Origin of the sequence: Telluria mixta, assembly GCF_029223865.1 — a bacterium.
Taxonomy (GTDB): domain Bacteria; phylum Pseudomonadota; class Gammaproteobacteria; order Burkholderiales; family Burkholderiaceae_D; genus Telluria; species Telluria mixta.
In genome coordinates, this window is record NZ_CP119520.1 from 7,078,140 (window position 1) to 7,104,513 (window position 26,374).

Consider the following 26,374-nt stretch of genomic DNA (forward strand, 5'->3'; position numbering starts at 1 on the left):
TTGGCTTGGCGGGTTTGGGTTCTGCTCCGGCCTGCTGAAGTTCCGTGCAAGCGAAGCGTCAGGTCGAATATCCCAGCTGGGCGGCGTCGTCAATGTATTGCGTACGCCCGGACCCGATACGCAAGGCCATGTCGTTGAACAGCACGCCCCGCGGCGAGAGGCCCGCATGGTTCAGGCGCTTGATCGATTCCGTGATCTCGGCGTCGGTGGTGATGCGCGCACGTGCAAGCAGGAAGATGGCACCGGCATGGTTGCCGATGATGAGGGCGTCGGAGGCCTGCAGGATCGGGGGCGTGTCGATCAGTACAAGGTCGTAGTTGGTGCCCGCGGCTTCGAGCAATGTGGTGAAGTTCACGTGCAGCAAAAAATCCGAGCGGTTCGGCGGCAACGGGCCCGTCGGGATGAAGTCCAGGTTCTCGAAGACCTCGTGGTGGACGACGTCTTCGACCCGCATCGATCCATTGATGGCCTTGGACAATCCCTGGTCGCGGCTGATGCCGAAATAGCGGTGCAGGTGGCCGCTGCGGAAGTCGGCATCGATCAGCAACACCCGCTTGCCGCTTGCGGCCATGACGGCTGCGAAATTCACCAGCACGAAGGATCTGCCCAGGCCGTGGGTCGGCCCGGCGAACATGACGATGTTGTTCCTGAAGTGAGGCATCGCGAACTGCAGGGCAGCGCGGAAGCTGCGCAGGCTCTCCACGGCAGCGTCGTTGGGAATGACACGGGCGAGTAGAGGCAGGGCGTCCATACCGCCACGTGCCTTGTGCATCAGCTTGTCCTGGTTGCTGCTGTGCGGGATCGTGGCATAGACCACACGGGCATGCAGCAAGCGCTCGATCTTTTGCGGATCGTCGATACCGCCCTTCATTGCGTTGCGCGTGAACGCGATCATGGTGCCCAGTAACAGACCGGTAACCACCGCGAGCGCGACGATCAGGGGACGGTTCGGTTTGAGCGGCTTTTCAGGCGGCACCGGCTCGTCGACCATGCGCACGTTGCTCACCCGGCCCACCGAAATCAGCCGCAGCTGCTCGGCCGTGTTCGACAGTGCCGTGTACAGGTCCGTGCTGACCTTGATCTCCCGGGTCAGCCGTGCCTCTTCCTGCTCCAGTGCCGGCAAGGCCTTGATGCGCGCGTTGACTTCATCGACTTCCGCCTCCGCCTGCTTGCGCTGGCGATTGATGGCAGCAATGATCGGATGGTCTTCCGTGAAGCGCCCCAGCAGTTCGGCCTTTTTCTGGCTCAGGTCGAGGCTGCGCGTGCGCGTCGCTGCCGCCTGTGCGAGCATTTCCTTTGCCTCTTCCTGCAGGTCGACGGTGCCGTGGGTATTGCGGAACTGGTTGTAGCGGTCCTCGGCCTGTTCGAGCTGGCGCTTGAGGATCGGCAGTTGCTGGTTCAGGAAGGCCAGCGATTTTTCCGCTTCCTCGGTCTTGCGCGCCAGATTCTGGCGCATGTATTCGCGGCCGATCTCCCTCAGGACCGCATAGGTGCGCTGGGCATTCTCGCCCTGGAGCTTGACCTCGATCACCCCGGACTGCTTGCCCTGTTCCGAGATCACGAGGGCGCTCTGGATCGCCTGGATCATGGCCACCCTGGAGATGCGGCGCAGGCGGAACCGTGCGCCGGCCTTGGCCTGAATGCGATCGACCTTCAGCTCGATGGTACCCTCCGGTGTCGGCACACGGTAGAGCTGGCCGACGTTACCGTCGAAGACAGTGCGCTGTCCGCCGCCGGCAAACCGGAAGCGCCCGTTACCCAGTGCCGTCAGTGCAAATTCGCGGCCAAGCCAGGCCTCCGGCACCTCAAATACCGAAACCTCGGCCTTTTCCCCACCCCAGACATAGCCGCCGTAGCCGAACATGCCCGGCTCGGACAACGCGCCACTGTTCTGCTTGGCGAACCAGAATCCGGCAACCGGGAAATACCTCGGCTGCGTGTCGATGTACAGCTGCAGGTTGTCGACCGCCCGTGACACCACCATGCGCGAGCGCAGCAGTTCCATCTCGGCGATGGCTGCCTTCTTGGTCTCGAACAGCGACGACGCCTCGCTCAGGATGTTCTTCGAGGCATTCGGGCTTTCCTCCTCCACGTGGATCAACAGGTCGGCTTCGAATACCGGCATCGCAAGCAGCGCGTACAGCACGGCCGCCAGAGTGATGAGGGCCGTGATGCCGCCGATCAGCCAGCGGCTGTCGTAGAGGGTGTCCAGGTGGCCCTTGAGGTCGAAAGGCGCTTCGTCTGCTCCACCCGTGGTCGCCCGCGGGTCGAAGGGGACGCTGATGCTAGGCGGCGTATGGACCACTGGGGTCAGGGAATGCGACTCGCCAAGGGTGCTCATGGTCATGCTCCTGCAGGGTTCAGTGTGCGTGATGTGGCGTACGTTCGTTTTGCGCGGGCTTCAGGGCCTGGAGGTGGCGCTGACGGCCGAGGTCAATGCGCCCGGAATCAGGAGGCTCAGGTTCCGGTTCCAGTTGGCCAGCGGCGTCGCTGCCACGTAGACGATGTCTTTCGGCTGCAATTCGAACGCTTCGGCCATCGCCAGCGAACTGGCCTCGCGGGCGTCGAGCCGGAAGACCCGAGTCCGGTCGGGGGTCTTGCGCACCACGTAGACCTGGCGGGCATCGCCGCTCAGCGGACTGATGCCTCCGGTCTCGCCGAGCGCCTCGTTCAGGGTCAGCCGCCCATCGTGCATCGTCAGCGCCTTCGGCGTGATGACCTCGCCGGAAACGAATACCTTGCTTTCGTCGCGTGATTGCACGCGGACGACGTCGCCGGGCTTGAGCATGACCAGGCCGGGATTGATCCCCTTCTGCACGAGGTCACGCAGGTTGACGCGGTAGCGCTGCTGGCCGCGCTCGAGGACGACCCTGCTCTGGTCGGCGGTGGGCAGCAGGCCGCCGGCACGGTTGAGCGCCTCGACCAGGGTCATCGGGATGTCGTTGATGGCCTGCAGGCCGGGCGCCTTGACTTCGCCGTCGACGTACACACGCTTGCTGCGGAAGGACTGGACCCGCAACGTCACGTTCGGAGCGGCAAGATACTTGGCGAGCTTCTTCGTCAGGATCGCGCGGGCCTCTTCCTCGGTCAGGCCCTCGACGGGCACGAGTCCAACCAGGGGGTACTGGATGCGCCCGAGATGGTCGACCACGAAACCCGGCTGCGACGCGTTCGTCCCGCTCGGGTCGGGCGGGCCAGGGGGCGCGTTCACGGCGGTCCCGGCCAGCTCGGGGTGGTCCCAGACCACGATGGACAGCACGTCGCCGTTGCCGATCGCGTAGGGGCGCGGGTTCGGCACGAGCAGCTCGTCCAGGTTCTGGTTGGCCACGTCCTGATGCTGACGCTGCTGCCGCTCGGCAATGATCAACTGTTCCGTGATCATTTCCGTCGGCGGCGCGGATTCGTTGGCCCCCGCTTTGTCCTGTGAGCGGAACTGGATGGTGGGGGCGCACCCCCCAAGGGCGAGCGCCAGCAAGGCGGTCGCCATACACTGCGTAGAGGAAGCTTTCATGATTTGCCTGTCAGAATATGCTGCCAACCCCTGGCGATCCGAGTCAGCGTAAGCCCGTTACCTAGAATGGCTTTGGCGCACGTCAAACGGCAGGCTCAGGTCTGCATTAACTCTGGCGGCTCATGTGGCGCGGAAATAAAAATGCCCGCATCGAAAAATCGATGCGGGCGTCTCCCTCGCCTATTGCGAGATGATCAAATCAGCGCGAGAGTTCCGATCAGTACTCGTATGCGCCGACATCCACTGCCGCGCCACGCGGACGTGCCACGCCTGCGAAGTCGATCGTCGGCGCCTTGGTCGACGTGCCGCGGTCGATTGCAGGCGAGCCGCTGTACACGCGGTAGTCGCCGGTGCCGTTTGCCAGATAATTCCTGAACAGCGGATCCGACGAAATCGAACCGGTCACATAGCCTTTTACTCGCCAGCTGGTGCCGCTGCGCGCGACCAGGTTGTTGGCATAACGGTTGTTACCACCCATCAAGCCCATTTCGATAATGCCGTAAGCAACGTTGTCGTAGACAACGTTATTGCCGACGTAGTTGTTGGCCGAGCCGGTCGTGGTGCCCGCATCGCCTTGGCCCAGCAGAATACCGATCTTGTTGTGGAACGTCGTGTTGTTGACGATCGTCGACGCCGTGGCGCCATGCCACTGCTGAATACCGGCCATGGCAACGCCCGAGACAACATTGTTCGTGACGACATTGTTTGCGTTGGCGATATAGATGCCCTGGATCGTGTTGCACGCGCCAATATAGCGATAACCGATGTTACGAACGATGTTGCGGTCGATGAGGACATTGCCGACAGGACCGTACGTGTCGATCGCTGCGCCGCCGCTGCCATTGCAACCACCGCTGACTGTCAGATCGTGGATATAGTTGTTTTTGAACGTCAGGTACGCACCGGAAGCCAGCAGGCCGTGACGGCCTGAGCCGGTAATCTGGAAGCCGTCGATATCGACGTAGCTGCCGCGGGAATCCCAGGTGATACCGGTACCGGACACGACAATCTTGGCGCCCCACTTGACATCCGACACGAAGCGAATACGAGCGTAAGAGGTGCCGCTCTTCCTGGTGATAATGCCGGCGCTGCTCAGCGAAGGTGCCGACACGTAATATGTTCCAGCGGCAACGTGGACCGTCGATCCAGCGCTTGCCAGTGCGTCCGCACGCGTGATCGTCTTCACTGGGGCCGTCTGGGTACCCGGGTTGGAATCCGAGCCCGTGGGCGACACGTAGATGTTAGTGGCGGCAACTGCGCTCCCGCCAGCTGCGAGCAGCGCGACAGCGCCAAAGCACGACAACAGGTTGATACGGACATTCGGAACAAGCTTGACTGCGTTTTGCATTTAACTGCCTCAACAAGTGAAAGGAGTAGCTTTGAGGCGTGGAAACTTCCTAAGTTCAATGAATTTGCAGAAAAATTTTTTGGGAGTAATGAACAATAAAAAACAATTCCCTCAAAGAAAGACTTATTGAGAGGTTGGGCATTCACTGTTCGCTATCGAATGAGGTCGACATGGGAGTGCATCGCCGCATGTCGTGGACGCAACGATTTGATGCTTTACAGGGTGAAAGCGTCAGGCGGGGCGTGTGCGGGAAACCGTTAGCCGAACCGTGGGGATAATGGACGAGCGGACTGAACGCTCAAACAACAGTCGTATGCTTCAGTGTTCGAATGACAATGCGGTTCCAGCGGGCGGCGCGATGTCGTCAGCGCATCTCTTCCATCAGCCGCAGGACGCCGGCGAAGCGCCAGACGCGCCTCAGCTCGATCACGTCGTAGTTTGCCGCGACATTCGGCGGAAACGCCGAGTAGCGCGCGTTGAGGCGCACGATGCGGCGCACGAAATCGTCGATGTCGGCGCGGCCGCTGGAGCGCAGGATGGTCACGTCCTCGACGCTGCCGTCGCTGCGGATCGCCACGCTGACGATGGGATCGGTGCGCACGACGTCGGCCGCCAGTTGGGCCTCGCTCAGGACGGCGTTACGTTCGATCTTCTGGCGCACGCTGTCCATGTACATGCGCAATGGAATGTCGCGGCGCGCCGCTTCGGCCAGGGCGCGCCGCACGGCACGTGCCGCGTCCTCGGCGGGCTGCACGGCCCGCGGCACGGGTGTCGACATGTCGATGCCGCGCATCATCTCGCGCGCCCGCGACGCCAGGTCGCCGCCCAGTGCCCCGCGCGGGAGTATGCCGTTGCCGCGTCCGCCGCCGTCACCGCTGCTGCCGTCCGCGCCTGCGCGTGCGGGCCCCGGCAATGGGGAATCGGGAACGGCGCGCTCGCGGGCCTGGCGTGCCTGCTCCTGTGCCAGTCGGGCGTTCTCTTCCGCCTGACGGCGTGCCGCCTGTTCGGCCTGCGCCTGCTCCTGGCGCGACTGTTCTTCCGCGAGCCTGCGGGCCCGCTCCTGCTCCGCCAGCTGTTGCCGGACAGCCTCCTCCGCGCGGCGTTGCTCGGCCAGCTGCTGTGCCCGCTCCTGTTCGGCCTGTTGGAGACGCTGCTGCTCGGCCAGCTGCTGCGCACGCTCCTGCTCGGCCTGCTCGACGCGACGCCGCTCGGCCAAGCGCCGTTCCTCCGCTTCCTGGCGTACCTTCGCCTGCGCTTCTTCGGCCAGCGCCGTCTCGTATTGCGCGGATTGCTCGGCGAGACGCTGCCGCTGCTGCTCGGCCTCGGCCCGCAGCCTGTCCTCGGTGTCGAGACGCAGGCGTGCCTCCTCCGCGTCGCGCCGCAGCGCCCTTTCGCGTTCCCGTTCTTGCACCAGGCGGGTGCGCTCGGCCCGTGTGTTTTCCTGAACCGTTGCATCGTCCTCGACAGGTGTGGCTGCCTCGGCCGGCAGCTCGGCGCGGGCCATGGGATCCGGCGCGGGATCGGGCTCGACGGCTGGCAGCGGTACTTCGAAGGTATTGTCCTGATGGGTTTCCTGAGCGATCACCCGGGTATGCAAGCCATCGGCGAGGCGGGTAGCGGGTGGCTTGCGGCGACGTTTGGCGACCTGCCGCGGCGGCGGTGCGGGTGTGGGCGCCGGTGCCGCGGGCGCCGGTATCGGCACGGCAGGATCGACGAGCGTGAAGCCCTGATGCGGCGTGGCTGGCTGCGCGGGCGAGATGGGCAAGGGCGAGGGCAACGGCGCCACTGCCGTGGGCGCAGGTACGACTGCGACTGGTGGCGACGTGGGTGCCGGCGGCGGTGACACGGGCGCAGGCACCGCGGGTGCCGTCAGCCGGACCGGGATCGGACCGCCAGGCCCGGGCCGCAGCCCGGGAATGCCGAACTGCAAGGACAGGACGAGCGCGTGCAGCAGCAGGGAAACGAACACGCCCATTGCCAGCCGGCGTTCGGAGGCGTCTTTGGATATGACGGGTCGTGCCGCGGTGGCATTGGGCATGCTGGTCGTGTCGCGTCAGGAGATGAACAAATGAAATGTTGCTGAATTGATAGCACAGCTTACACGCGACAGTAAAGAGGGTGCGCACAAATGGGGGCGCGCACAAATGGGGGCGCGCACGGTTCGGAACGCTGTTTGCAATCCCGGCTACAATGAATTGGACCGATCAGCAGCCAGAGGTTCGCATGTCGCCAGGATTTATTTTCGCTACGGGTATCGAAAACAGCATTCCCACGATCGAGAACGGTCGCGTGCGCATGGACGAGATGGAAAAGTGCGGCCACTACAAGTACTGGCGCACGGACTTCGACCTCGTGCAGGAACTCGGACTGAAAGTCCTGCGCTACGGACCGCCCCTGCACAAGACGTGGCTGGGGCCCAAGCGCTACGACTGGGAATTCGCGGACCTGGCCCTCAACGACCTGCGCCAGCGGAACATCGCTTCGATCGTCGACCTGTGCCACTTCGGCGTACCCGACTGGATCGGCAACTTCCAGAACCCGGACTTCCCTGAGCTGTTCGCCGACTATGCCGGCACGTTCGCACGACGGTACCCGTGGCTCCAGTTGTACACGCCGATCAACGAGATGTCGATCTGCGCCCTCTTCTCTGCCCTGTACGGCTGGTGGAACGAGCAGATGACGACGGATCGCGGTTTCGTCACGGCGACGAAGAATCTCGTCAAGGCGAACATCCTGGCCATGCATGCGATCCTCCAAGTGCGTCCGGATGCCCTGTTCGTGCAGAGCGAATCGACGGAATACTTTCACGCTGAAAGCCCATCCGCCATCGGCCCGGCCGAACTGTACAACGCGCGCCGCTTCCTCGCGCTGGACTTGAACTACGGCCGCCGCGTCGATTCGGAAATGTACGAATACATGATGGACAACGGCATGACGCGCGAGGAGTATCACTTCTTCCTGAACAATAATCTGAAGCACCACTGCATCATGGGCAACGATTATTACCAGACCAACGAGCACTACGTGTCGGCGGACGGGCTCACGCGCGCGGCGGGCGAGATCTTCGGGTATGCCGTCATCACGCACCAGTACTACAACCGCTACCGGCTGCCCGTGATGCACACGGAAACGAATCTGTGCGAAGGACCGCGCGGCGACGAGGCCGTGCACTGGCTGCGCAAGGAGTGGGCGAACGTCCTGCGCGTGCGCAACAACGGCGTGCCGCTCGTCGGTTTTACCTGGTATTCGCTGACGGACCAGGTCGACTGGGACACGGCCCTGCGCGAGAACAACGGCAACGTCAATGCGCTGGGTCTGTTCGACCTCGACCGCAAGATCCGTCCCGTCGGCATTGCCTACAAGGAGCTCGTGCGGGCCTGGATGGAAGTGCTGCCGACGCAAAGCGTCTGCCTGCAGGTGCCGATCGTGATGCCGCACGAGTTTCAGCGCCACGTGCCGCCGCCGAGCGGCTGGCCGTTCGACGAGGACGCGACCCTCGCCCCGCGCACCGAAGAGCGGGAATAGCGCACCAGCTCAGTGCGCGTTGGGCGCGAACGTATAGGTCTCGCCGTGCGCCACGTAGACGACTAGCTGGTCGAGCCCGGCCGCCTTCACTTCCTGCGCAAAATCCGACAACGGGGACTTGAACACGTCGTAGTCGTCGTAATGGATCGGTATCGCCTTTTTCGGCTGGACGATCTGCATCAGGGTCACGCCATCCTTGCCGTCCATCGTGACCTTGAACACGCCCAGGATGCGCGTACCGCCCAGGTGCAGCAGGGCAAGGTCGACGCCGGGAAAGCGCTGCGGAATCGCCTTCAGGTCGTCGAAGATCAATGTATCGCCGCTGACGTACATGCGATAGCTCGGCGCCGCCGTGTTCGGACCGAAGTCGAGGACCGATCCCATCACGGACGGCAGCAGCGCCTGCATGCCCGCCTTGCCGTGGCGGCCGGGCGCCGCCGTGATACGCAGCCGGGCCTCGCCTTTTTCGATGTCGATCCGGTCCCACGTAGACAGGCCGAACGTGCGCTGGAAGCCCATGTCCTTGAGCTTTTTTGCCGCCGATTTGGTCGTGATGATGGGAACATTCCTGTCGAGTTTTTCCTGCACGAGCTTGTCAAAGTGATCTTCGTGCAGATGCGACAGCACGACGAGATCGATCGGCGGCAGTTGCTCCAGATTCAAAGCGGGGTTCGTGAGGCGCTCGGACGTGATCCCGTAGCCGAGGTGCACATGGTCGCCCTTGTGCAGGAAATTGGGATCCGTCAGGATCGTGAAGCCCTGGTAGCGGATCAGCACTGTCGCGGTGCCGATGAATTGCACGGTGCCGTTCGCTTCAGCGGGTGCGCCCCCAGGCGGGAGCCTGAGCGACAACGTGGCAGATTCCGGCGGCTTCGTTTGCGCGCTTGCGATCACGCAACCCGACAAGAACATCGCCATCATCAACATCACCCGGACCAGCACCATATCGCCCTCGCGCCTCCTCGCCATTGTCGAGTCAAGACTAGCATGGGGGTATGCACGCCGGCGTTCGCTAGCCTGCAGTCAACGAAAGATGGGGGATGGCCTGCCCAGCTGGGTTCGAACCAGCGACCTACGGCTTAGAAGGCCGTTGCTCTATCCAACTGAGCTATGGGCAGTAGGGCTTCATAAATGAAAACGGGCCGTCGAGGACAGCCCGTTTGCAAACGGTGGTCGGAGTACAAGGATTCGAACCTTGGACCCCCTGCTCCCAAAGCAGGTGCGCTACCGGGCTGCGCTACACTCCGATTGAGACGATCATACCCCGCCGGGCGGGAGGCGTCAATGAAGCCCCCGCCCCGCGGACGGTCAGACTTCGAAGCGCGCGGCGATGCGTTTGGCCATCGATTCGGCCAGTTCCGCGCTCTTTGCCTCGACCATGACGCGCACGAGCGGTTCCGTACCGGACGGGCGGATCAGCACGCGGCCATTGTCGCCCAGTTCGCGCTCGACGTTTTCCTTTTCGGCCACGACGCCCGCGTTCTTCGTCCAGTCCGTACCCGGCTGCACGCGCACATTGATCAGGGTCTGCGGATACAGCGTCAGGTCGCTGCAGCAATCGGCCAGGCCCTTGCCTGAACGCTTGAGCGCGGTCAAGACCTGCAGTGCCGACACGATGCCGTCGCCAGTCGTGTGCTTGTCCAGCGCCAGCAGGTGGCCCGAGCCCTCGCCGCCCAGCAGCCAGCCGTGCTCCTGCATCAGTTCCAGCACGTAGCGGTCGCCGACCTTGGCGCGCGCGAAGCCGATGCCCATCTCCTTGAACGCCACCTCGAGCGCCATGTTGGTCATCAGCGTGCCGACTGCACCGGCCACCGGCCCCGTCGCCATGCGCGCACGCACCATCACGTACAGCAGCTCGTCGCCGTTGTACAGGCGGCCTTTGGCGTCGCACATGATCAGGCGGTCGGCGTCGCCGTCCAGCGCGATGCCGAGGTCGGCCTTGTGCTCGACGACCGCGGCCGCCATCGCCTTCGGTGCCGTTGCGCCGACGCCGTCGTTGATGTTGAAGCCGTCCGGCTTGGTGCCCAGCTCGACGACCTCGGCGCCCAGTTCATGGAACACGTGCGGCGCGATGTTGTAGGCGGCTCCATGGGCGCAGTCCACGACGATCTTCAGGCCGCGCAGGTCGAGCTCGTTCGGGAACGTGCTCTTGCAGAATTCGATGTAGCGGCCCTGCGCGTCGCGCAGGCGCACGGCGCGGCCCAGCTTTTCCGACGGCACGCAGCCCATCGGCTGGTCGATGGCCTCTTCGATCTCGAGCTCGACGGCGTCCGGCAGCTTGGTGCCGTGCTCGGAGAAGAACTTGATGCCGTTGTCCTGGAAGGGATTGTGCGAAGCCGAAATCACGACGCCGGCCTGCAGGCGCAGTGCACGCGTCAGGTAGGCAATGGCCGGGGTCGGCATCGGACCGGCCAGCATCACATCGACGCCGGCTGCCGAGAAACCGGCTTCCAGCGCCGCTTCCAGCATGTAGCCGGAAATGCGCGTGTCCTTGCCGATCAGGACCGTCGGACGCCCGCTCGTACCTGCGCGGCCCTTGGCCAGCACCTTGCCGGCGGCATAGCCCAGCCGCATCACGAAGTCAGGGGTGATGGGCGACTTGCCCACCAGTCCGCGTACGCCATCGGTACCGAAATATTTGCGTGCCATTAATTAAATTCTCTTCATCTATTGATTATTCGTAGTGGCCGCCTGCCATACCTTCAGCGCATCCACCGTCTCTGCCACATCATGGACCCGCACGATCCGGGCGCCCTGCGCTACCGCAGCGAGTGCGCCGGCCAGGCTGCCGGCGAGGCGCTGCTCCACGCTGCGCCCCGTCACGGCGCCGATCATCGATTTGCGCGACAGTCCCGCCAGTACAGGCAGGCCCAGTTCGCTTTCCATGCGGCTTATGCTTCGGAGCAAAGCGTAATTATGCTCGACACTCTTCCCAAAACCAAATCCCGGGTCAATCGTGATGCGCTCACGTGCCACACCCGCCGCCAGCAGCGCATCGACACGCTCGCGCAGGAAGGCGATCACATCGGTGACGACGTCCTCGTAATCCGGCCTGGCTTGCATGTCTTGCGGGGTGCCCTGCATGTGCATCACGCACAGCCCGCAGTCGCTGTCCTTCACGGCCTCGATGGCGCCGGGTGCCTGGAAACCGTTGATGTCGTTGATCATGTCGGCGCCGGCGATGATCGCCTCGCGCATCACATCCGGCTTGCACGTGTCGATCGACAGCGGATAGCCCAGTTCGCGCAATGCGTAGATCGCGGGCATGACGCGGCGCAGTTCTTCGTCGACGGGGACACTGGGCGAGCCGGGACGTGTGGATTCGCCACCGATGTCGATGATGTCGACACCATCCTTGATCATCTGTTCGGCCCGCTCCACGGCAAATTCGAGGGCCTGGTAACGGCCACCGTCGGAAAAGGAATCGGGGGTGACGTTGAGGATGCCCATGACGAGTGGGCGCTGGGCGAGGTCATAGCCGAAACGGCCGCATTGCAGATATTGACGCATGACGAAAAACCAACGGGACAAAGAATAAAAGGCACCCGCTCGGGGTGCCTTTCGTGTGTGCTATGACGCAGCGATCAAGCCGGTGCCGTCGCGTTCGGGGCGACGCCGCTGTCGCTCGGAGGCGTGCGCTTGGTCAGTACCACCGACTTCGGCGGGCGCGGCTCGCGGCCGGCCATGATGTCGTTGATCTGGTCGGCATCGATGGTTTCCCATTCGAGCAGCGCCTTCGTCATCACTTCGACCTTGTCGCGGTTTTCTTCCAGCAGGCGGCGTGCCAGCGTGTACTGCGTGTCGAGGATGTTGCGGATCTCGGCATCGACTTTTTGCTGCGTCGCTTCGGAGATGGTCTTCACGGAGCCGCCGAAGAAGCCTTCGTTCGGATCGTCCTCGTACACCATCACGCCCATGCTTTCCGACATGCCGAAGCGGGTCACCATCGAACGGGCCAGCTTGGTCGCGCGGGCGAAGTCGTTCGATGCGCCGGTCGACATCTGGCCGACGAAGATCTCCTCGGCGATGCGGCCGCCAAACAGGATCGAGATCTCTTCCAGCATCTTGTCCTTGTAACCGGACAGGCTGTCATGCTCCGGCAGCTGCCAGGTCAGGCCGAGGGCATAGCCGCGCGGCATGATCGTGACCTTGTGCACCGGATCGGCCTTCGGCAGCAACTTGGCGATCACCGCGTGGCCCGACTCGTGGTAGGCCGTGTTGCGGCGCTCTTCCTCGCGCATGACCATCGACTTGCGCTCCGGACCCATGAAGATCTTGTCCTTCGCGTCTTCGAAGTCGCTCATCTCGACGAGGCGCTTGCTGCGGCGCGCAGCGAACAGCGCGGCTTCGTTGACCAGGTTGGCCAGGTCGGCGCCGGAGAAGCCCGGGGTGCCGCGGGCCAGGATGTCGGCCTTCACGTCGGTGCCGATCGGCACTTTACGCATGTGCACGTTCAGGATCTGCTCGCGGCCGCGGATGTCCGGCAGGCCCACCATCACCTGGCGGTCGAAACGGCCCGGACGCAGCAGCGCCTTGTCCAGCACGTCGGCGCGGTTGGTCGCGGCGATCACGATCACGCCCGACGACGCCTCGAAGCCGTCCATCTCGACCAGCAACTGGTTCAGCGTCTGTTCGCGCTCGTCGTTGCCGCCGCCCATGCCGGCGCCGCGGTGGCGGCCGACGGCGTCGATCTCGTCGATGAAGATGATGCACGGCGAATGTTTTTTCGCGTTCTCGAACATGTCGCGCACGCGGGATGCACCCACGCCGACGAACATCTCGACGAAGTCGGAACCGGAGATCGAGAAGAACGGGACCTTGGCTTCGCCGGCGATGGCGCGGGCCAGCAGCGTTTTACCGGTACCCGGGGGACCGACCATCAGCACGCCGCGCGGGATGCGGCCGCCCAGTTTCTGGAACTTGGTCGGGTCCTTCAGGAAGTCGACGATCTCGCCCACTTCTTCCTTCGCTTCGTCGCAGCCGGCGACGTCGGCAAACGTGACGGTGTTGTTCGTTTCATCCATCATGCGCGCCTTCGACTTGCCGAACGAGAATGCCCCGCCCTTGCCGCCGCCCTGCATCTGACGCATGAAGAACACCCAGACCCCGATCAGCAGCAGCATCGGGAACCAGGAAATGAAGACTTGCTGGAGGAACGACGGCTCCTCGGGCGGCTTGACGTCGAAGCGCACGTTGTTGTCGCGCAGGTCGCCGATCAGGCCGCGGTCGAGCATGGTCGCGGTGGTGCGGACCTTGGTGTCGTCGGTGCGGGTCGCGGTAATGCTCGAACCTTCGATCACGACGTCCTTGATGCGTTTCGCCTTGACGTCATCGAGCAGCTCGGAATAAGCAATGGTCTTGCTGCCGCCCGCGACGCTGTGGTTGTCGAACTGCTTGAACAGCATGAACAACAGCAGCGCGACCACCACCCAGATGGCGGATTTGGAAAACATATTATTCACGAAGACTCCTCTGATGCGAACGCATCTTTTCCCATTTTTTCAAAGGCAGATTTTACCGCAATAAGCAGCCCGTGCCACGCACGACCGCCATAGTACTTATGCTCCACTATAGCCGGTTTTTATTTCCGTTGCGCAGCCATCATGTACACAGACGTGGCTGTCCTTCGCTGATGTGCGGTTGCACCGCAGGAAATCAAGGGCGTTTCCGTCGATTTTCGCAATTTCAGGCAGAAGGATTCTTCAGACCACGCCCCAGCAGGAAAATTTCCGAGGATTTGTCGCGACTGGCCTTCGGTTTGATCTGTTTGACGACCTTGAATTCGGTGCGGAACTTCTCCAGGATCTGGGTAAAACCCATGTCCTTAAAGCATTTCACCAACAATGCGCCCGATGGTTTGAGGTGCATTTGAGAGAACTCAATAGCGAGATCGATCAAATCCTCCATGCGCGCCGCATCCGCCGACGGAATACCGGAGAGATTCGGCGCCATGTCGGACAACACGAGATCGGCCATACGGCCTTCGAGAACGCCGGCCAGCTCGTCGAGCACCTCCTGCTCGCGGAAATCGCCCTGGATAAAATGCATGTCTGCAATCGGCTCCATCGGCAGGATGTCCAGGCCGATCATCGTGCCCTTGATGCCGCCCTCCTCGCCGCCGGCCAGCTTGCGCCGCGTGTACTGCCCCCAGCTGCCGGGAGTACAGCCGAGGTCGACGATCACCTGACCCGGCTTGATGAGCTTTTCGCTTTCGTCGATTTCCTTCAGCTTGTAGGCCGCACGGGCCCGATAGCCCTCTTTCTGTGCCAATTTGACATATGGATCGTTGATGTGATCGTGAATCCAGTTTTTATTGAATTTGTTCTTGGCCATTCGCGTAAAATACTGCTTTTAATAGGTATCTCAAAATAACATCATGATCAAACTTACACCGGTCGAGCGTGCAGCGCTGCGTGCGGAAGCCCACGGACTCAATCCTGTCGTCATGATCGGCGCAGACGGCCTGACCGAGGCCGTCATGAAGGAAATCTCGTCCAGCCTCGACGCGCACGGCCTCATCAAGGTACGCGTGTTCGGCGACGACCGCGAAGAGCGCATCGCGATCTACGAACGCATCTGCGCGGAACTCGACGCCGCGCCCGTCCAGCACATCGGCAAGCTGCTCGTGCTGTACCGCCCGAAGAAGGACGACGTCAAGGAACGTTCGACCAAGTCCGGCAAGGGCCTGCGCGAAGTCACCATCGTCAAGCCGAGCCCGAGCGGCACCAAGAAGCCGACCGTGACCAAGGTCCTGCTGAAAGGTAACGAGCGCGTCACGCAAGGCGGCAACATCAAGCGGGCCAAGCCACGTCAGGCCAGCACCAAGAAGACGGCCCTGAAATAAGCCGTGTTCACCAAAAATTAACCGGGGCCGCTGCCCCGGTTTTTTTTCGTTCTTCTACCGCGCCTTTACAACCAGCATTGCACCGAGGATGCTCTCGGCCAGGTATAACACCTGCGACACCCCGTGCAGCGCCGCGAACGTCCCCCACTGCGGCGACGCCCGCACGCCGGCCGGCCCGGCCGACTCGCGGATCGCCGCCATCATCGGCTGCAGGCCGAGGTAGACGACGAGGCTGCACGCCAGCATCCCACCCACGATCCAGTACAACCAGCGCCGACGCCGCGCATCCAGATCGACCGAACGCGCAACCAGCAGCCCGAGCAGCACGGCCAGCGCGATCGCGAGCCAGGCCGAACGCGTCAGCATGACACCGACGACATTGCCGGCCTGCGTGCTGTCGAGGACGGCGAACGCGCTCGGCGCGGCCAGGTAGCTGACGGCCCACACGCTGCCGGCCCACAGGGTAGCCAGCAGCAGGCGCGTGTTGGCGAGCATCGCGGCGTGCTTACACGTAGCGGACTTCGAGGATTTCGTATTCGCGCGGGCCGGACGGGGCCTGCACTTCGACCACGTCGCCGGCGTATTTGCCGATCAACGCGCGCGCGATCGGCGAGGTGACGGAGACCTTGTTCTCCTTGAGGTCAGCTTCATCGATGCCGACGATCTGGTAGGTGACCTTCTGGCCGTTGTCGAGGTCTTCGAGGTCGACGGTCGAGGCAAACACGACGCGACCTTCCGCATCCAGCGTGGACGGGTCGATGACCTGCGCGGTGGACAGCTTCTGTTCCAGCTCCGCGATGCGGCCTTCGACGAAGGCCTGGCGTTCCTTGGCGGCGTCGTATTCGGCGTTTTCGGACAGGTCACCATGCGAACGCGCTTCGGCGATCGCATCGATCACGTTGCGGCGCTCCTTGGTCTTGAGCTGGTGCAGCTCTTCCTTCAACTTCTCGGCGCCGAATTTGGTCAATGGAGTGTTCATGGTGTTATCTGTTCTCTGTGTTTGCGGACGTACCAAGTGAAAACCACAGAGCCGCACGGCGCGAGCCGCGCGAACTCTGTGGTCTTAGGTACTACTAAACGGTACTGCTATGTTACTGCATTGCCGCTTAGTTTAAGGTTTTATGCAGGCCTTGTAAATCGTACACCCGCAACTCGTCCAGATGACGCATGCCCTGCACGGCCGCCTCGGCGCCGGCGATGGTCGTATAGGTGACCACGCGCGACTGCAGTGCCGACGTACGGATCGTACGCGAGTCGGCGATGGCGCTGCGCTTCTCTTCGACCGTGTTCACCACCATCGCGATCTCGTGGTTCTTGATCATGTCGACGATGTGCGGACGGCCTTCGATCACCTTGTTGACCGGGGTGACCGGGATGCCGGCGGCGGCGATGACAGCGGCGGTGCCCTTCGTCGCGACGAGCGAGAAGCCCAGTTCGACCAGGTCGCGCGCCACTTTCACGGTACGCGGCTTGTCCGAACCCTTCACCGACAGGAACACGCGGCCCGTCGTCGGCAAGGTGATGCCGGCGGCCAGCTGCGATTTCACGAAGGCTTCGCCGAAGGTCGTGCCCACGCCCATCACTTCGCCCGTCGATTTCATCTCGGGACCCAGGATCGTATCGACACCAGGGAACTTCACGAACGGGAACACGGCTTCCTTCACGCTGTAGAACGGCGGGACGATCTCTTTCGTGATGCCCTGCTGTGCCAGCGTCTGGCCGACCATGCAGCGCGCGGCGATCTTCGCCAGCTGCAGGCCCGTCGCCTTCGACACGAACGGCACGGTACGCGATGCGCGCGGGTTCACTTCCAGCACATACACGGTGTCCACGGTCTGGCCGTCGGCTTCCGATTGCTGGATCGCGAACTGCACGTTCATCAGGCCGACGACGTTCAGCGCCTTCGCCATCAGCGAGGTCTGGCGCTTCAGTTCATCGATGGTGGCCTGCGACAGCGAGTACGGCGGCAGCGAGCACGCGGAGTCGCCCGAGTGCACGCCGGCCTGCTCGATGTGTTCCATCACGCCGCCGATGAACGTCGTCTCGCCGTCCGAGATGCAGTCGACGTCGACTTCGATCGCGTCGTTCAGGAAGCGGTCCAGCAGCACCGGCGAATCGTTCGATACCTTGACGGCCTCGCGCATGTAGCGTTCGAGGTCGCGCTGCTCGTGGACGATCTCCATCGCGCGGCCGCCCAGCACGTACGACGGACGCACGACGAGGGGGTAGCCGATCTCGGACGCCAGCGCCAGCGCTTCGGCTTCCGTGCGCGCGGTGCGGTTCGGCGGCTGGCGCAGGCCCAGGTCCTGCAGCAGCTTCTGGAAGCGCTCGCGGTCTTCGGCCGCGTCGATCATGTCCGGCGACGTGCCGATGATCGGGACGCCGTTCTTTTCCAGGTCCAGCGCCAGCTTCAGCGGGGTCTGGCCGCCGTACTGGACGATCACGCCTTCCGGCTTCTCCAGGTCGACGATTTCCAGCACGTCTTCCAGCGTCAGCGATTCGAAGTACAGGCGGTCGGACGTGTCGTAGTCGGTCGACACGGTCTCCGGGTTGCAGTTGACCATGATGGTCTCGTAGCCGTCTTCGCGCATCGCGAGGGCCGCGTGCACGCAGCAGTAGTCGAACTCGATGCCCTGGCCGATGCGGTTCGGGCCACCGCCCAGCACCATGATCTTCTTCTTGTCGGTCGGATTCGACTCGCATTCCTCGTCGTACGTGGAGTACATGTACGCGGTGTTGGTCGCGAATTCGGCGGCGCAGGTGTCGACGCGCTTGTAGACCGGACGGATGCCGAACTCGTGACGCTTGGCGCGCACGGCTTCCGGCGTCGTCTGCATCAGGAATGCCAGACGACGGTCCGAGAAGCCCTTCTGCTTCAGTTTATACAGCGTCGGCTTGTCGACGCTCTCGAGCTTCTGGTGATCCAGCCACAGTTCGATGTCGACGATTTCCTTGATCTGGATGAGGAACCACGGATCGATCTTGGTGAGGTTGTGCACCTCTTCCAGCGTGAAGCCCTGCGCGAACGCGTCGCCCACGTACCAGATGCGTTCCGGACCCGGCTCGCCCAGTTCTTCCTCGATCTTTTCGCGGTCGCGGGTCTTTTCGTTCAGGCCGTCGACGCCGACTTCCAGGCCGCGCAGCGCTTTCTGGAACGATTCCTGGAACGTGCGGCCCATCGCCATCACTTCGCCGACGGATTTCATTTGCGTCGTCAGGTGCTTGTCCGCGGTCGGGAATTTCTCGAACGTGAAGCGCGGGATCTTGGTGACGACATAGTCGATCGACGGCTCGAACGAGGCCGGGGTCGCGCCGCCGGTGATTTCGTTGCGCAGTTCATCGAGCGTGAAGCCGACGGCCAGTTTCGCCGCGACTTTCGCGATCGGGAAGCCGGTCGCCTTCGATGCCAGCGCGGACGAACGCGACACGCGCGGGTTCATCTCGATGACGATCATGCGGCCGTCTTTCGGGTTGATCGAGAACTGCACGTTCGAGCCGCCCGTGTCCACGCCGATTTCGCGCAGCACGTTGATCGACGCGTTGCGCATGATCTGGTATTCCTTGTCCGTCAAGGTCTGTGCCGGCGCGACGGTGATCGAGTCGCCCGTGTGCACGCCCATCGGGTCCAGGTTCTCGATCGAGCAGACGATGATGCAGTTGTCCTTCTTGTCGCGGACGACTTCCATCTCGTACTCTTTCCAGCCGAGCAGCGATTCTTCGATCAGCAGTTCGGAGGTCGGCGATGCTTCCAGGCCGCGCTTGCAGATCGCTTCGAATTCTTCTTCGTTATAAGCGATGCCGCCGCCCGAACCGCCCATCGTGAACGACGGACGGATGATGGTCGGGAAGCCCAGTTCGCGCTGCACGGCGCGCGCTTCTTCCATCGAGTGGGCGATGCCGGAACGGGCCGAACCCAGGCCGATCTTGGTCATCGCTTCCTTGAACTTGAAGCGGTCCTCGGCCTTGTCGATGGCTTCCGGCGTCGCGCCGATCAGTTCGACCTTGTACTTGTCCAGCACGCCGTGGCGGTGCAGGTCCAGCGCGCAGTTCAGCGCGGTCTGGCCGCCCATCGTCGGCAGGATCGCGTCGGGACGTTCCTTGTCGATGATGCGCTCGACGGCCTTCCACGTGATCGGTTCGATGTAGGTGACGTCGGCCGTTTCCGGGTCCGTCATGATCGTCGCCGGGTTCGAGTTGACCAGGATGACCTTGTAGCCCTCTTCGCGCAGCGCCTTGCAGGCCTGGGCGCCGGAGTAGTCGAATTCGACCGCCTGGCCGATGACGATCGGGCCCGCGCCGATGATCAGGATGCTTTTAATATCAGTACGTTTTGGCATTTATTTCTTCTCACTTGCTGGCGTGGGCTTGCATCTTGCTGATGAAACGGTCGAACAGGTAGGCGACGTCGGTCGGACCGGGCGACGCTTCCGGGTGGCCCTGGAAGCAGAACGCCGGCTTGTCCGTGCGCTCGAAGCCCTGCAGCGAGCCGTCGAACAGCGACACGTGGGTCACGCGGCAGTTGGCCGGCAAGGTAGCCGCATCGACCGCGAAACCGTGGTTCTGCGACGTGATCAGCACTTGCTTGGAGTCGAGATCCTGCACCGGGTGGTTGGCGCCGTGGTGGCCGAACTTCATCTTGACGGTCTGCGCGCCCGAGGCCAGCGCCATGATCTGGTGGCCGAGGCAGATGCCGAACGTCGGGATGCCCGAGTCGATCACTTTCTTCGTCGCGGCGATCGCGTAGTCGCACGCGGCCGGGTCGCCCGGACCGTTGGCCAGGAAGATGCCGTCCGGGTTCAGCGCCAGCGCTTCTTCCGCGGTCGCCTGTGCCGGCAGCACGGTGATCTTGCAGCCGCGCTCGGCCAGCATGCGCAGGATGTTGCGCTTGACGCCGTAGTCGAACGCGACGACGTGGAACTGCGGGTTCTCCTGCTTGCCGTAGCCCTCGCCCAGCTTCCATTCGGTCTGGTCGAAGGTGTACGGTTCCTTGACGGAGACGACCTTCGCCAGGTCCATGCCGTTCAGGCCCGGGAACGAGCGCGCCAGTTCCAGCGCCTGCGCTTCCGACGGCTCGTTGCCTTGGGTGCCGGTCAGGATCGCGCCGTTCTGGGCGCCCTTCTCGCGCAGGATGCGGGTCAGCTTGCGGGTGTCGATGCCGGCGATGGCGACGACGTTTTCCTGCTTCAGGTAGTCCGCCAGCGATTGGGTGGAGCGGAAATTCGAGGCCAACAGCGGCAGGTCGCGGATGATCAGGCCGGCGGCGTGGACTTTCGAGGCTTCGACGTCTTCGGCGTTGATGCCGTAGTTGCCGATATGCGGGTACGTCAGCGTGACGATCTGACGCGAATAGCTGGGGTCGGTCAGGATTTCCTGGTACCCGGTGATGGCGGTATTGAAGACCACCTCACCGATGGTGTGACCGGCGGCGCCGATCGAATATCCTTTGAAAATGGTTCCATCTGCCAGAGCGAGGATGGCTGGAACGGCTGGGCCAGAAAAAAATGGCGGCAAGGGCAACTCCCGATAAAGTTGCCGTAGGCTGCGCCACGTCAGACCGGCCCGGACAGGGGGTGTGGGCATGCATCTCGCCCAGTGTCACAGGTCGCTAGATAGAGGTATGGGTGGGTAGTCGCTACGGCAGATAAGTGATGGCTAAACCTCTGAATTATAGCGTGATTTATATCGGCCGGCAATCGCCTGCCCCACGTTTTTCCTCTAAATGACGCCCGGAAAAACAAATCGGCGGGCGGGCGCGACGCTCCGTCGCACCACACCCGCCGACCTGACGTTTACGTAAATTACAGGCCCAGCGCGGCGATACCGGCCTTGGCGATCTGCGCATCTTCCGCCGATTTCACACCCGACACGCCCACGGCGCCGACCACGTGGCCTTCCACGACGATGGGCACGCCGCCTTCCAGCATGCCGTCCAGTTCCGGCGCGCGGGCGAACGACACGCGGCCGTTGTTGATCATGTCTTCGTAGATTTTCGATTCACGGCGACCCAGCGCAGCCGTCCTGGCCTTGGCCGGGGCGATGTGGGCCGACACCGGGGCGGCGCCGTCCAGGCGCTGCAGCCACAGCGGGTGGCCGCCGTCGTCGCAGATGGCGATGACGACTTTCCAGCCGTTCGCGACCGCTTCGGCTTCGGCAGCGGCGGCGATCTTCTTGATGTCTTCGAGGGTAAGGACGGGCTTGGTTTGCATCTTGAGTCTTCTTTCGTGTGGTGTTGCAAAAAAGGTAATACGATCAGCGCGCGGCCGCCAGCGGGGCCGGCGTGCCCTGTTTGGCCTTCAGCCTGGCCTTGAGGTCGGCCATGACACCGGCCGCGGCCTGCTCCCCGGCCAGCACGGCCAGGTTGCGGCCGGTGAAGTCGGCGCTGCCCATCGTGCCCAGCGCGGGCGTGATGACGACGTCGGCATCCTTCAGCTCGTGCTGGTTCAGGCGCTGGCCCATGATGGTGAACGTCTGCATCAGCACGTCCACGGAACTCGCGGTGGCCTGCGCCTCGGTCGCGCTGGAGATGTTGACCGCGATGATGAATTCGGCGCCCATCTCCTTCGCGAAGCGCACCGGCACGGGCGCGACGAGACCGCCGTCGACGTAGCTGCGTCCGCTGATGACGACCGGCTGGAACACACCCGGCACGGACGACGACGCGCGCACGGCCATGCCGGTATTCCCGCGGCGGAACAGGATCGGCTGGCCCGTCTTGAGATCCGTCGCGACGGCGCCGAACGGGATCTTGAGTTTTTCGATCGGCTGGTTGTGCACGGCCTTGTTCACATAGGTCTGCAGCGCCTCCCCTTTCAGCACGCCGGGGGCCTTGCTGAAGAACGGGATGGCCCAGTCGGAGATCGTCGTCTCGTCCATGTCGAGCGCGATCTTCTGCAGCTGGAACCCGTTGTAGCCGGACGCATACAGCGCGCCCACGACGGAACCGGCACTCGTGCCGACGACGATGTCGGGCACGATGCCCTGGGCTTCCAGGGCCTTGATCACGCCGATGTGGGCGAAGCCGCGCGCGGCGCCGCCGCCCAGGGCGAGTGCGATTTTCACGTGGCGCAATGGAACGGGAGCCGGTGTGGCAGCGACGGGCGCGGCCGGCTGGGTGGGCGTGGAGCCGCAGCCGGCCAGCAGTGCCGCCGCGCCGAGCGTGGCGAGAAGGGAACGTCGGGAGAGGATCATCCGGAGCGAGCGAATAAACGGGCAAAGATGGGATTGTAACCCGATCCCGCCGATTTGCCGGCCGGACTTACCCGTTTACCGTGCCTGGCGCACGCGCAGCCAGCCTCGGTGCCGCGAGGATGCGGTCGCGGCAGACCGCCAGGATTTCATCGGCCAATGGCGAGTCGTCCGGGCAGGCGCGCGACATGACAAGGGCACCGACCACGTGCGCAAGCATGTCGAGGGTGTCGGCGCGCGTGGGGCCGCCGGCACCCAGCGCGGCCAGCAGGCTCTCGATCCCCGCCGCGAACGTGGCGCGGACCGCTTCGGGCTGGCGCGCGGCATCGCCGCCCAGTGCGGCCATGGTGCAGCCGGTCGCGCGCGCGTCCCGGTGCGCGCGCGACAGGTAATACCGCACGAACGTCGGCCTGTCCGCCCCGGCGCTCAGTGCCGCCGTCTGCGCGATGCCGCAGGCCGCCGCTTCCGCCATCAGGTCGGCCTTCGAGCGGAAGTGCTTGTAGAAGCCGCCGTGGGTGAGTCCGGCGGCGGCCATCAGGTCGGCCACGCCGACCCCATCGTAGCCGCGCTCGCGAAACAGCGCGGACGCCGTCTCGACGACGCGCGCCCGGTTGGCCTGCACCTGTGCCTTGGTGACTTTCATGTCCTGACCTCGTGGGTTCATGTCTGCGTGAAGACCGCACTATACATTGATGTCAGGCGTAATCAAAATCTTGACTTTTTAGATGACGTTCATCATCATTATCACCCACGCCGCGAACCGGAAGCCGACGACATGACCGAAAGAACATTGTTTGAACCGACCGCCTCCTGGGTCCGGGCGGAAAACCGCCTGGTCAGGGCTGGCGACATTGCCTTCGCCTACCGCGAGCTGGGCCTGCGCGGCGGCATACCGCTTGTCTTGCTCAACCACTGGGGCGCGGTACTGGACAACTTCGACCCGCGCATCGTCGATGGCCTGGCCCGACAGCACCATGTCATCGCGATCGACTATCGAGGCATCGGCGGCTCCGGCGGTACGGCGCCGGTGACGGTGGACGAGATGGCCCGCGACACCATCGCACTGGTCCGGGCACTGGGTTTCGCCCGGGTCGACCTGTTCGGCTTTTCGCTCGGCGGTTTCGTGGCGCAGGATGTGGCATTGAAGACGCCGGGCCTGGTGCGCAAGCTCATCCTCGCCGGTACCGGTCCGGCCGGTGGCCCGGGCATCGATCGGGTCGGAGCGGTGTCCTGGCCGCTGATGCTGGAGGCCCTGCTGACGCTGCGCGACCCCAAAGCCTGTTTGTTCTTTAGCCGGACACCCACCGGCCGCGAGGCTGCCAGCGCGTTCCTGGGCAGGCTGAAGGAACGCCGGCGCGGCCGCGACAAAGGACCGACTCCCCGCGCGTTCCTGCGGCAGCTGGAGGCGATCAAGGCCTGGGGGCGGCAAGCCCCGCAAGACCTGGCCCGCCTGCGTATGCCGGCCCTGATCGTCAACGGCGACAACGACGTCATGGTGCCCCCGATGCTCAGCCGCGACATGGCCTGCCGCTTTCCGGATGCGCGGCTCGTCATCTACGAAGATGCCGGGCACGGGAGCATCTTCCAGTACCACGACGACTTCGTGTCGCAGGCACTCGCGTTCCTTGCAGCGTAAGTCAATCTCATCACACCATCAGGGTCGAACAACCATGAAAGCACTCACATTCCAGCGCTACGGCAAGTCCCCCGGGATCGGCCTGGCCGAGATACCCCGTCCCGGGCTGCAGCCCGATGAACTGCTGGTCGAGGTCCATGCGGCCGGCCTGAACCCGATCGACAACATGATTCCGACCGGGATGTTCAAGGCCGTCCTGGCATTCCAGTTGCCCGCGACACTGGGCAGCGACGTCGCCGGCGTCGTGATCGAGGTCGGCAGCCAAGTGACGCGTTTCAAGCCGGGCGACGCCATCATTGCCAGCGTCTTCGATCTCGGTAGAGGTTCGCTGGCCGAATTCGTGGCGGTGCCGGAGCGCGTGGCGGCACCAAAGCCGCCCAACCTGGACTTCGTGCAGGCCGCTTCCATTCCCATGGTCGGGCTCACCGCGTGGCAGGCGTTGAAGGAGCGCGCCCATCTGCAGGCGGGCCAGAAGGTGTTCATCCCTGCGGGGTCCGGCGGCATCGGCACGTTTGCGATCCAGCTGGCGAAGCACTTCGGCGCCAGCGTGGGAACGACGACCAGCACGGGCAACGCCGGACTGGTGGCCGGCCTGGGCGCGGACGAGGTGGTCGACTATACCAAGCAGGAATTCGAGGAGGTGCTGCGCGGCTACGACGTGGTGCTCGGCACGCTCAGGGGCGACACACTCGAGAAATCCGTCGCCATCCTCAAGCCGGGCGGTACGATCGTTTCACTCGTCGGCCCACTGGATGCTGCGTTTGCACGCGCGCGGCGCCTGAACATCGTGCTGCGGTTCGTGTTCGGGTTGATGAGCCGGAAGATCAGACGTTTGGCAGCGAGCCGCGACGCCACCTACTCGTTCCTGTTCGTGCGCCCCGACGGGGAGCAGCTCGGCGCAATCGGCGAACTGCTGGCGTCGCAACGCATCCGTCCGGTGGTCGACAGGGTGTTCCCGTTCGAGCAGGCGAAGGAAGCGCTCGATTATCTTGCCGGGGGACGCGCAAAGGGCAAGGTCGTCGTTCGTCTCACCCCGGCAGCGACGTATTCGGCAGCGACGCCGTAAACACGCTGCCCTTGCCCGGCACCGACCGGATCGCGAGCTTGCCGCCGTGGCGCAGCAGCACGTGCTTGACGATGGCGAGGCCGAGGCCCGTGCCCTGCGTCTCGCGCGAGCGGCTCTTGTCGACGCGGTAGAAACGTTCCGTCAGGCGCGAGATGTGCTGCTCGTCGATGCCGATGCCGTTGTCGATCACTTCGAAGCGCAGGTCGTTCGGGCCGCGCAGCCAGCGCAGCTCGATCTTGCCGCCTTGCGGCGTGTAGCGCACGGCGTTGCTGGCCAGGTTGCCGAACGCGCTGCGCAGTTCTTCCGCGCTGCCCATCACGTCCGGACCGTCGACGGCGAAGTCGATCTCGTGGCGGCCGTTCGAGAGCGCGCGCGCATCGTTCGCCACCTGCTCGACGAGGGCCCGCACATCCACGCGCTCGCGCTTCAGGGGATACTCGTCCGACTCCAGGCGCGACAGGGTCAGCATGTCCTCGATCAGCCGCTGCATGCGCTGCGCCTGTTCCGTCATCAGCAGCAGGTGCGCGGTGCGCGTCTTCTCGTCCAGGCCCGGATCGGCGAGCGCGATCTCGAGGAAGCCGACGATCACCGTCAGCGGCGTGCGCAGCTCGTGCGACGCGTTGGCGATGAAGTCGCGGCGCATCGCCTCGATGCGGTCCGTGTCCGTCGCGTCGTGGGTGACGAGGATTTGCCGGCGGTTCTCGAACGGAATGATCTGCACGATCAGCTTGCGGCCACGGATCGACAGGGTGAGCGGCTGTTCGTAGCGGCCGAGGATCAGGTAGTCGATGAATTCCGGGTGGCGGATCAGGTTGGTCACGCGCCGGCCCTTGTCGTGTTCCAGCGTGAGGCCCAGGTGGCGCTCGGCCGCCGGGTTGCACCATTCGAGGAACAGGACGTCGTCCATGATCGCTACGCCTTCCGGCAGCAGGTGCATCGCCTGGCGGAAGCGCGCGAGCCATTCCGTCAGCTCGTCGCGGTTGCGTTCGTCGTCGCGGCGCAGGCGGTACAGACGCGCGAAGACCTCGGTCCATGCGCCCCACCCGTCCGGCAGCTTCGTGCTCTGCGGGTCGTCGAGCCATTCGCCCAGCTTGTGCAAATAGGCCAATTGGGAGATCAGCAGGCCCAGGGTGATGAGCAGCGCGAGCGCCAGCCCGGAGACAGGACCCAGCAGCCACCACGCGATGCCGGCGACCGCGAGCATCAGGCCCAGGCGCAGCAGCGCCGGGACCCAGAACATGACGCGAGGATTCAAGCGG

General features: G+C 63.8%; 21 protein-coding genes and 2 tRNA genes. 4 read left to right on the forward strand and 19 right to left on the reverse strand.

Translation table 11 applies throughout. The annotated features are described in order from the left end of the window. Positions 1–58: 58 nt before the first annotated feature. The 4 genes from P0M04_RS31100 to P0M04_RS31115 form a co-directional block, all read right to left on the reverse strand. Positions 59–2,341, reverse strand: coding sequence for a polysaccharide biosynthesis tyrosine autokinase (locus P0M04_RS31100; protein WP_259450399.1), 2,283 nt, complete (start codon positions 2,339–2,341; stop codon positions 59–61). A gap of 60 nt (positions 2,342–2,401) precedes the next feature. Then, entirely contained in the window at positions 2,402–3,475 is a 1,074-nt protein-coding gene (locus P0M04_RS31105) for a polysaccharide biosynthesis/export family protein (protein ID WP_259450400.1), read from the reverse strand. Between the two features lie 253 nt (positions 3,476–3,728). Further along, complete coding sequence (locus P0M04_RS31110) at positions 3,729–4,859, reverse strand: right-handed parallel beta-helix repeat-containing protein (RefSeq protein WP_259450401.1); 1,131 nt, start codon at positions 4,857–4,859, stop codon at positions 3,729–3,731. Positions 4,860–5,223: 364 nt separating this feature from the next. Then, entirely contained in the window at positions 5,224–6,270 is a 1,047-nt protein-coding gene (locus tag P0M04_RS31115; RefSeq protein WP_259450402.1) for a TonB C-terminal domain-containing protein, read from the reverse strand. An 812-nt stretch (positions 6,271–7,082) separates the two neighbouring features. Here P0M04_RS31115 and P0M04_RS31120 point away from each other — a divergent pair. Then, positions 7,083–8,384, forward strand: coding sequence for a family 1 glycosylhydrolase (locus P0M04_RS31120; protein WP_259450403.1), 1,302 nt, complete (start codon positions 7,083–7,085; stop codon positions 8,382–8,384). A 9-nt stretch (positions 8,385–8,393) separates the two neighbouring features. On the opposite strand, the gene P0M04_RS31125 is transcribed toward P0M04_RS31120, so the two are convergent. The 7 genes from P0M04_RS31125 to P0M04_RS31155 all read right to left on the reverse strand — a co-directional run bounded on the left by P0M04_RS31125 (position 8,394) and on the right by P0M04_RS31155 (position 14,717). Beyond that, positions 8,394–9,305 carry an MBL fold metallo-hydrolase gene (locus P0M04_RS31125; protein WP_259450404.1) on the reverse strand — a complete coding sequence of 304 codons (912 nt, stop codon included), beginning with the start codon at positions 9,303–9,305 and terminating at the stop codon, positions 8,394–8,396. Between the two features lie 120 nt (positions 9,306–9,425). Next, a tRNA-Arg gene (locus P0M04_RS31130) sits at positions 9,426–9,502 on the reverse strand. Between the two features lie 52 nt (positions 9,503–9,554). Continuing rightward, a tRNA-Pro gene (locus P0M04_RS31135) sits at positions 9,555–9,631 on the reverse strand. A gap of 61 nt (positions 9,632–9,692) precedes the next feature. Beyond that, positions 9,693–11,033: a phosphoglucosamine mutase gene (glmM, locus tag P0M04_RS31140; RefSeq protein WP_259450405.1), complete on the reverse strand. Its 1,341-nt coding sequence runs from the start codon at positions 11,031–11,033 to the stop codon at positions 9,693–9,695. Positions 11,034–11,051: 18 nt separating this feature from the next. Continuing rightward, positions 11,052–11,894 (reverse strand): dihydropteroate synthase, encoded by an 843-nt coding sequence (folP, locus tag P0M04_RS31145; protein WP_259450406.1) that lies wholly within the window; start codon positions 11,892–11,894, stop codon positions 11,052–11,054. Positions 11,895–11,968: 74 nt separating this feature from the next. Then, positions 11,969–13,846 carry an ATP-dependent zinc metalloprotease FtsH gene (ftsH, locus tag P0M04_RS31150; protein ID WP_036234132.1) on the reverse strand — a complete coding sequence of 626 codons (1,878 nt, stop codon included), beginning with the start codon at positions 13,844–13,846 and terminating at the stop codon, positions 11,969–11,971. 223 nt (positions 13,847–14,069) lie between these two features. After that, entirely contained in the window at positions 14,070–14,717 is a 648-nt protein-coding gene (locus P0M04_RS31155) for an RlmE family RNA methyltransferase (RefSeq protein WP_259450407.1), read from the reverse strand. A 43-nt stretch (positions 14,718–14,760) separates the two neighbouring features. Between P0M04_RS31155 and yhbY the strand changes: the two genes are divergently transcribed. Continuing rightward, complete coding sequence (yhbY, locus tag P0M04_RS31160; protein WP_105377902.1) at positions 14,761–15,228, forward strand: ribosome assembly RNA-binding protein YhbY; 468 nt, start codon at positions 14,761–14,763, stop codon at positions 15,226–15,228. Positions 15,229–15,282: 54 nt separating this feature from the next. On the opposite strand, the gene P0M04_RS31165 is transcribed toward yhbY, so the two are convergent. The 7 genes from P0M04_RS31165 to P0M04_RS31195 all read right to left on the reverse strand — a co-directional run bounded on the left by P0M04_RS31165 (position 15,283) and on the right by P0M04_RS31195 (position 23,056). Further along, entirely contained in the window at positions 15,283–15,723 is a 441-nt protein-coding gene (locus tag P0M04_RS31165) for a DUF4149 domain-containing protein (protein WP_259450408.1), read from the reverse strand. Between the two features lie 10 nt (positions 15,724–15,733). Continuing rightward, a complete protein-coding gene (gene greA / locus P0M04_RS31170) occupies positions 15,734–16,207 on the reverse strand; it encodes a transcription elongation factor GreA (protein ID WP_105377904.1) in 474 nt (157 codons plus the stop codon). A 127-nt stretch (positions 16,208–16,334) separates the two neighbouring features. Continuing rightward, positions 16,335–19,565: a carbamoyl-phosphate synthase large subunit gene (carB, locus tag P0M04_RS31175; RefSeq protein WP_259450409.1), complete on the reverse strand. Its 3,231-nt coding sequence runs from the start codon at positions 19,563–19,565 to the stop codon at positions 16,335–16,337. A 10-nt stretch (positions 19,566–19,575) separates the two neighbouring features. Beyond that, the gene (carA, locus tag P0M04_RS31180; RefSeq protein ID WP_259450410.1) at positions 19,576–20,739 is read right to left on the reverse strand and encodes a glutamine-hydrolyzing carbamoyl-phosphate synthase small subunit; all 1,164 of its coding nucleotides are present in this window, start codon (positions 20,737–20,739) and stop codon (positions 19,576–19,578) included. 287 nt (positions 20,740–21,026) lie between these two features. After that, positions 21,027–21,434, reverse strand: coding sequence for a heme-binding protein (locus P0M04_RS31185; protein WP_259450411.1), 408 nt, complete (start codon positions 21,432–21,434; stop codon positions 21,027–21,029). A gap of 43 nt (positions 21,435–21,477) precedes the next feature. Continuing rightward, positions 21,478–22,416, reverse strand: coding sequence for a patatin-like phospholipase family protein (locus P0M04_RS31190; RefSeq protein WP_259450412.1), 939 nt, complete (start codon positions 22,414–22,416; stop codon positions 21,478–21,480). A gap of 67 nt (positions 22,417–22,483) precedes the next feature. Next, positions 22,484–23,056, reverse strand: a complete 573-nt coding sequence (locus P0M04_RS31195; RefSeq protein ID WP_259450413.1) for a TetR/AcrR family transcriptional regulator — start codon at positions 23,054–23,056, stop codon at positions 22,484–22,486. A gap of 132 nt (positions 23,057–23,188) precedes the next feature. Between P0M04_RS31195 and P0M04_RS31200 the strand changes: the two genes are divergently transcribed. Beyond that, entirely contained in the window at positions 23,189–24,049 is an 861-nt protein-coding gene (locus P0M04_RS31200; protein WP_259450461.1) for an alpha/beta fold hydrolase, read from the forward strand. A 34-nt stretch (positions 24,050–24,083) separates the two neighbouring features. Beyond that, positions 24,084–25,115 carry an NADP-dependent oxidoreductase gene (locus P0M04_RS31205; RefSeq protein WP_259450414.1) on the forward strand — a complete coding sequence of 344 codons (1,032 nt, stop codon included), beginning with the start codon at positions 24,084–24,086 and terminating at the stop codon, positions 25,113–25,115. Here the strand turns inward: P0M04_RS31205 and phoR are convergent. Beyond that, a complete protein-coding gene (phoR, locus tag P0M04_RS31210) occupies positions 25,078–26,370 on the reverse strand; it encodes a phosphate regulon sensor histidine kinase PhoR (RefSeq protein WP_259450415.1) in 1,293 nt (430 codons plus the stop codon). The two genes, P0M04_RS31205 and phoR, sit on opposite strands and share 38 nt — an antisense overlap. Between the last annotated feature and the right edge of the window lie 4 nt (positions 26,371–26,374).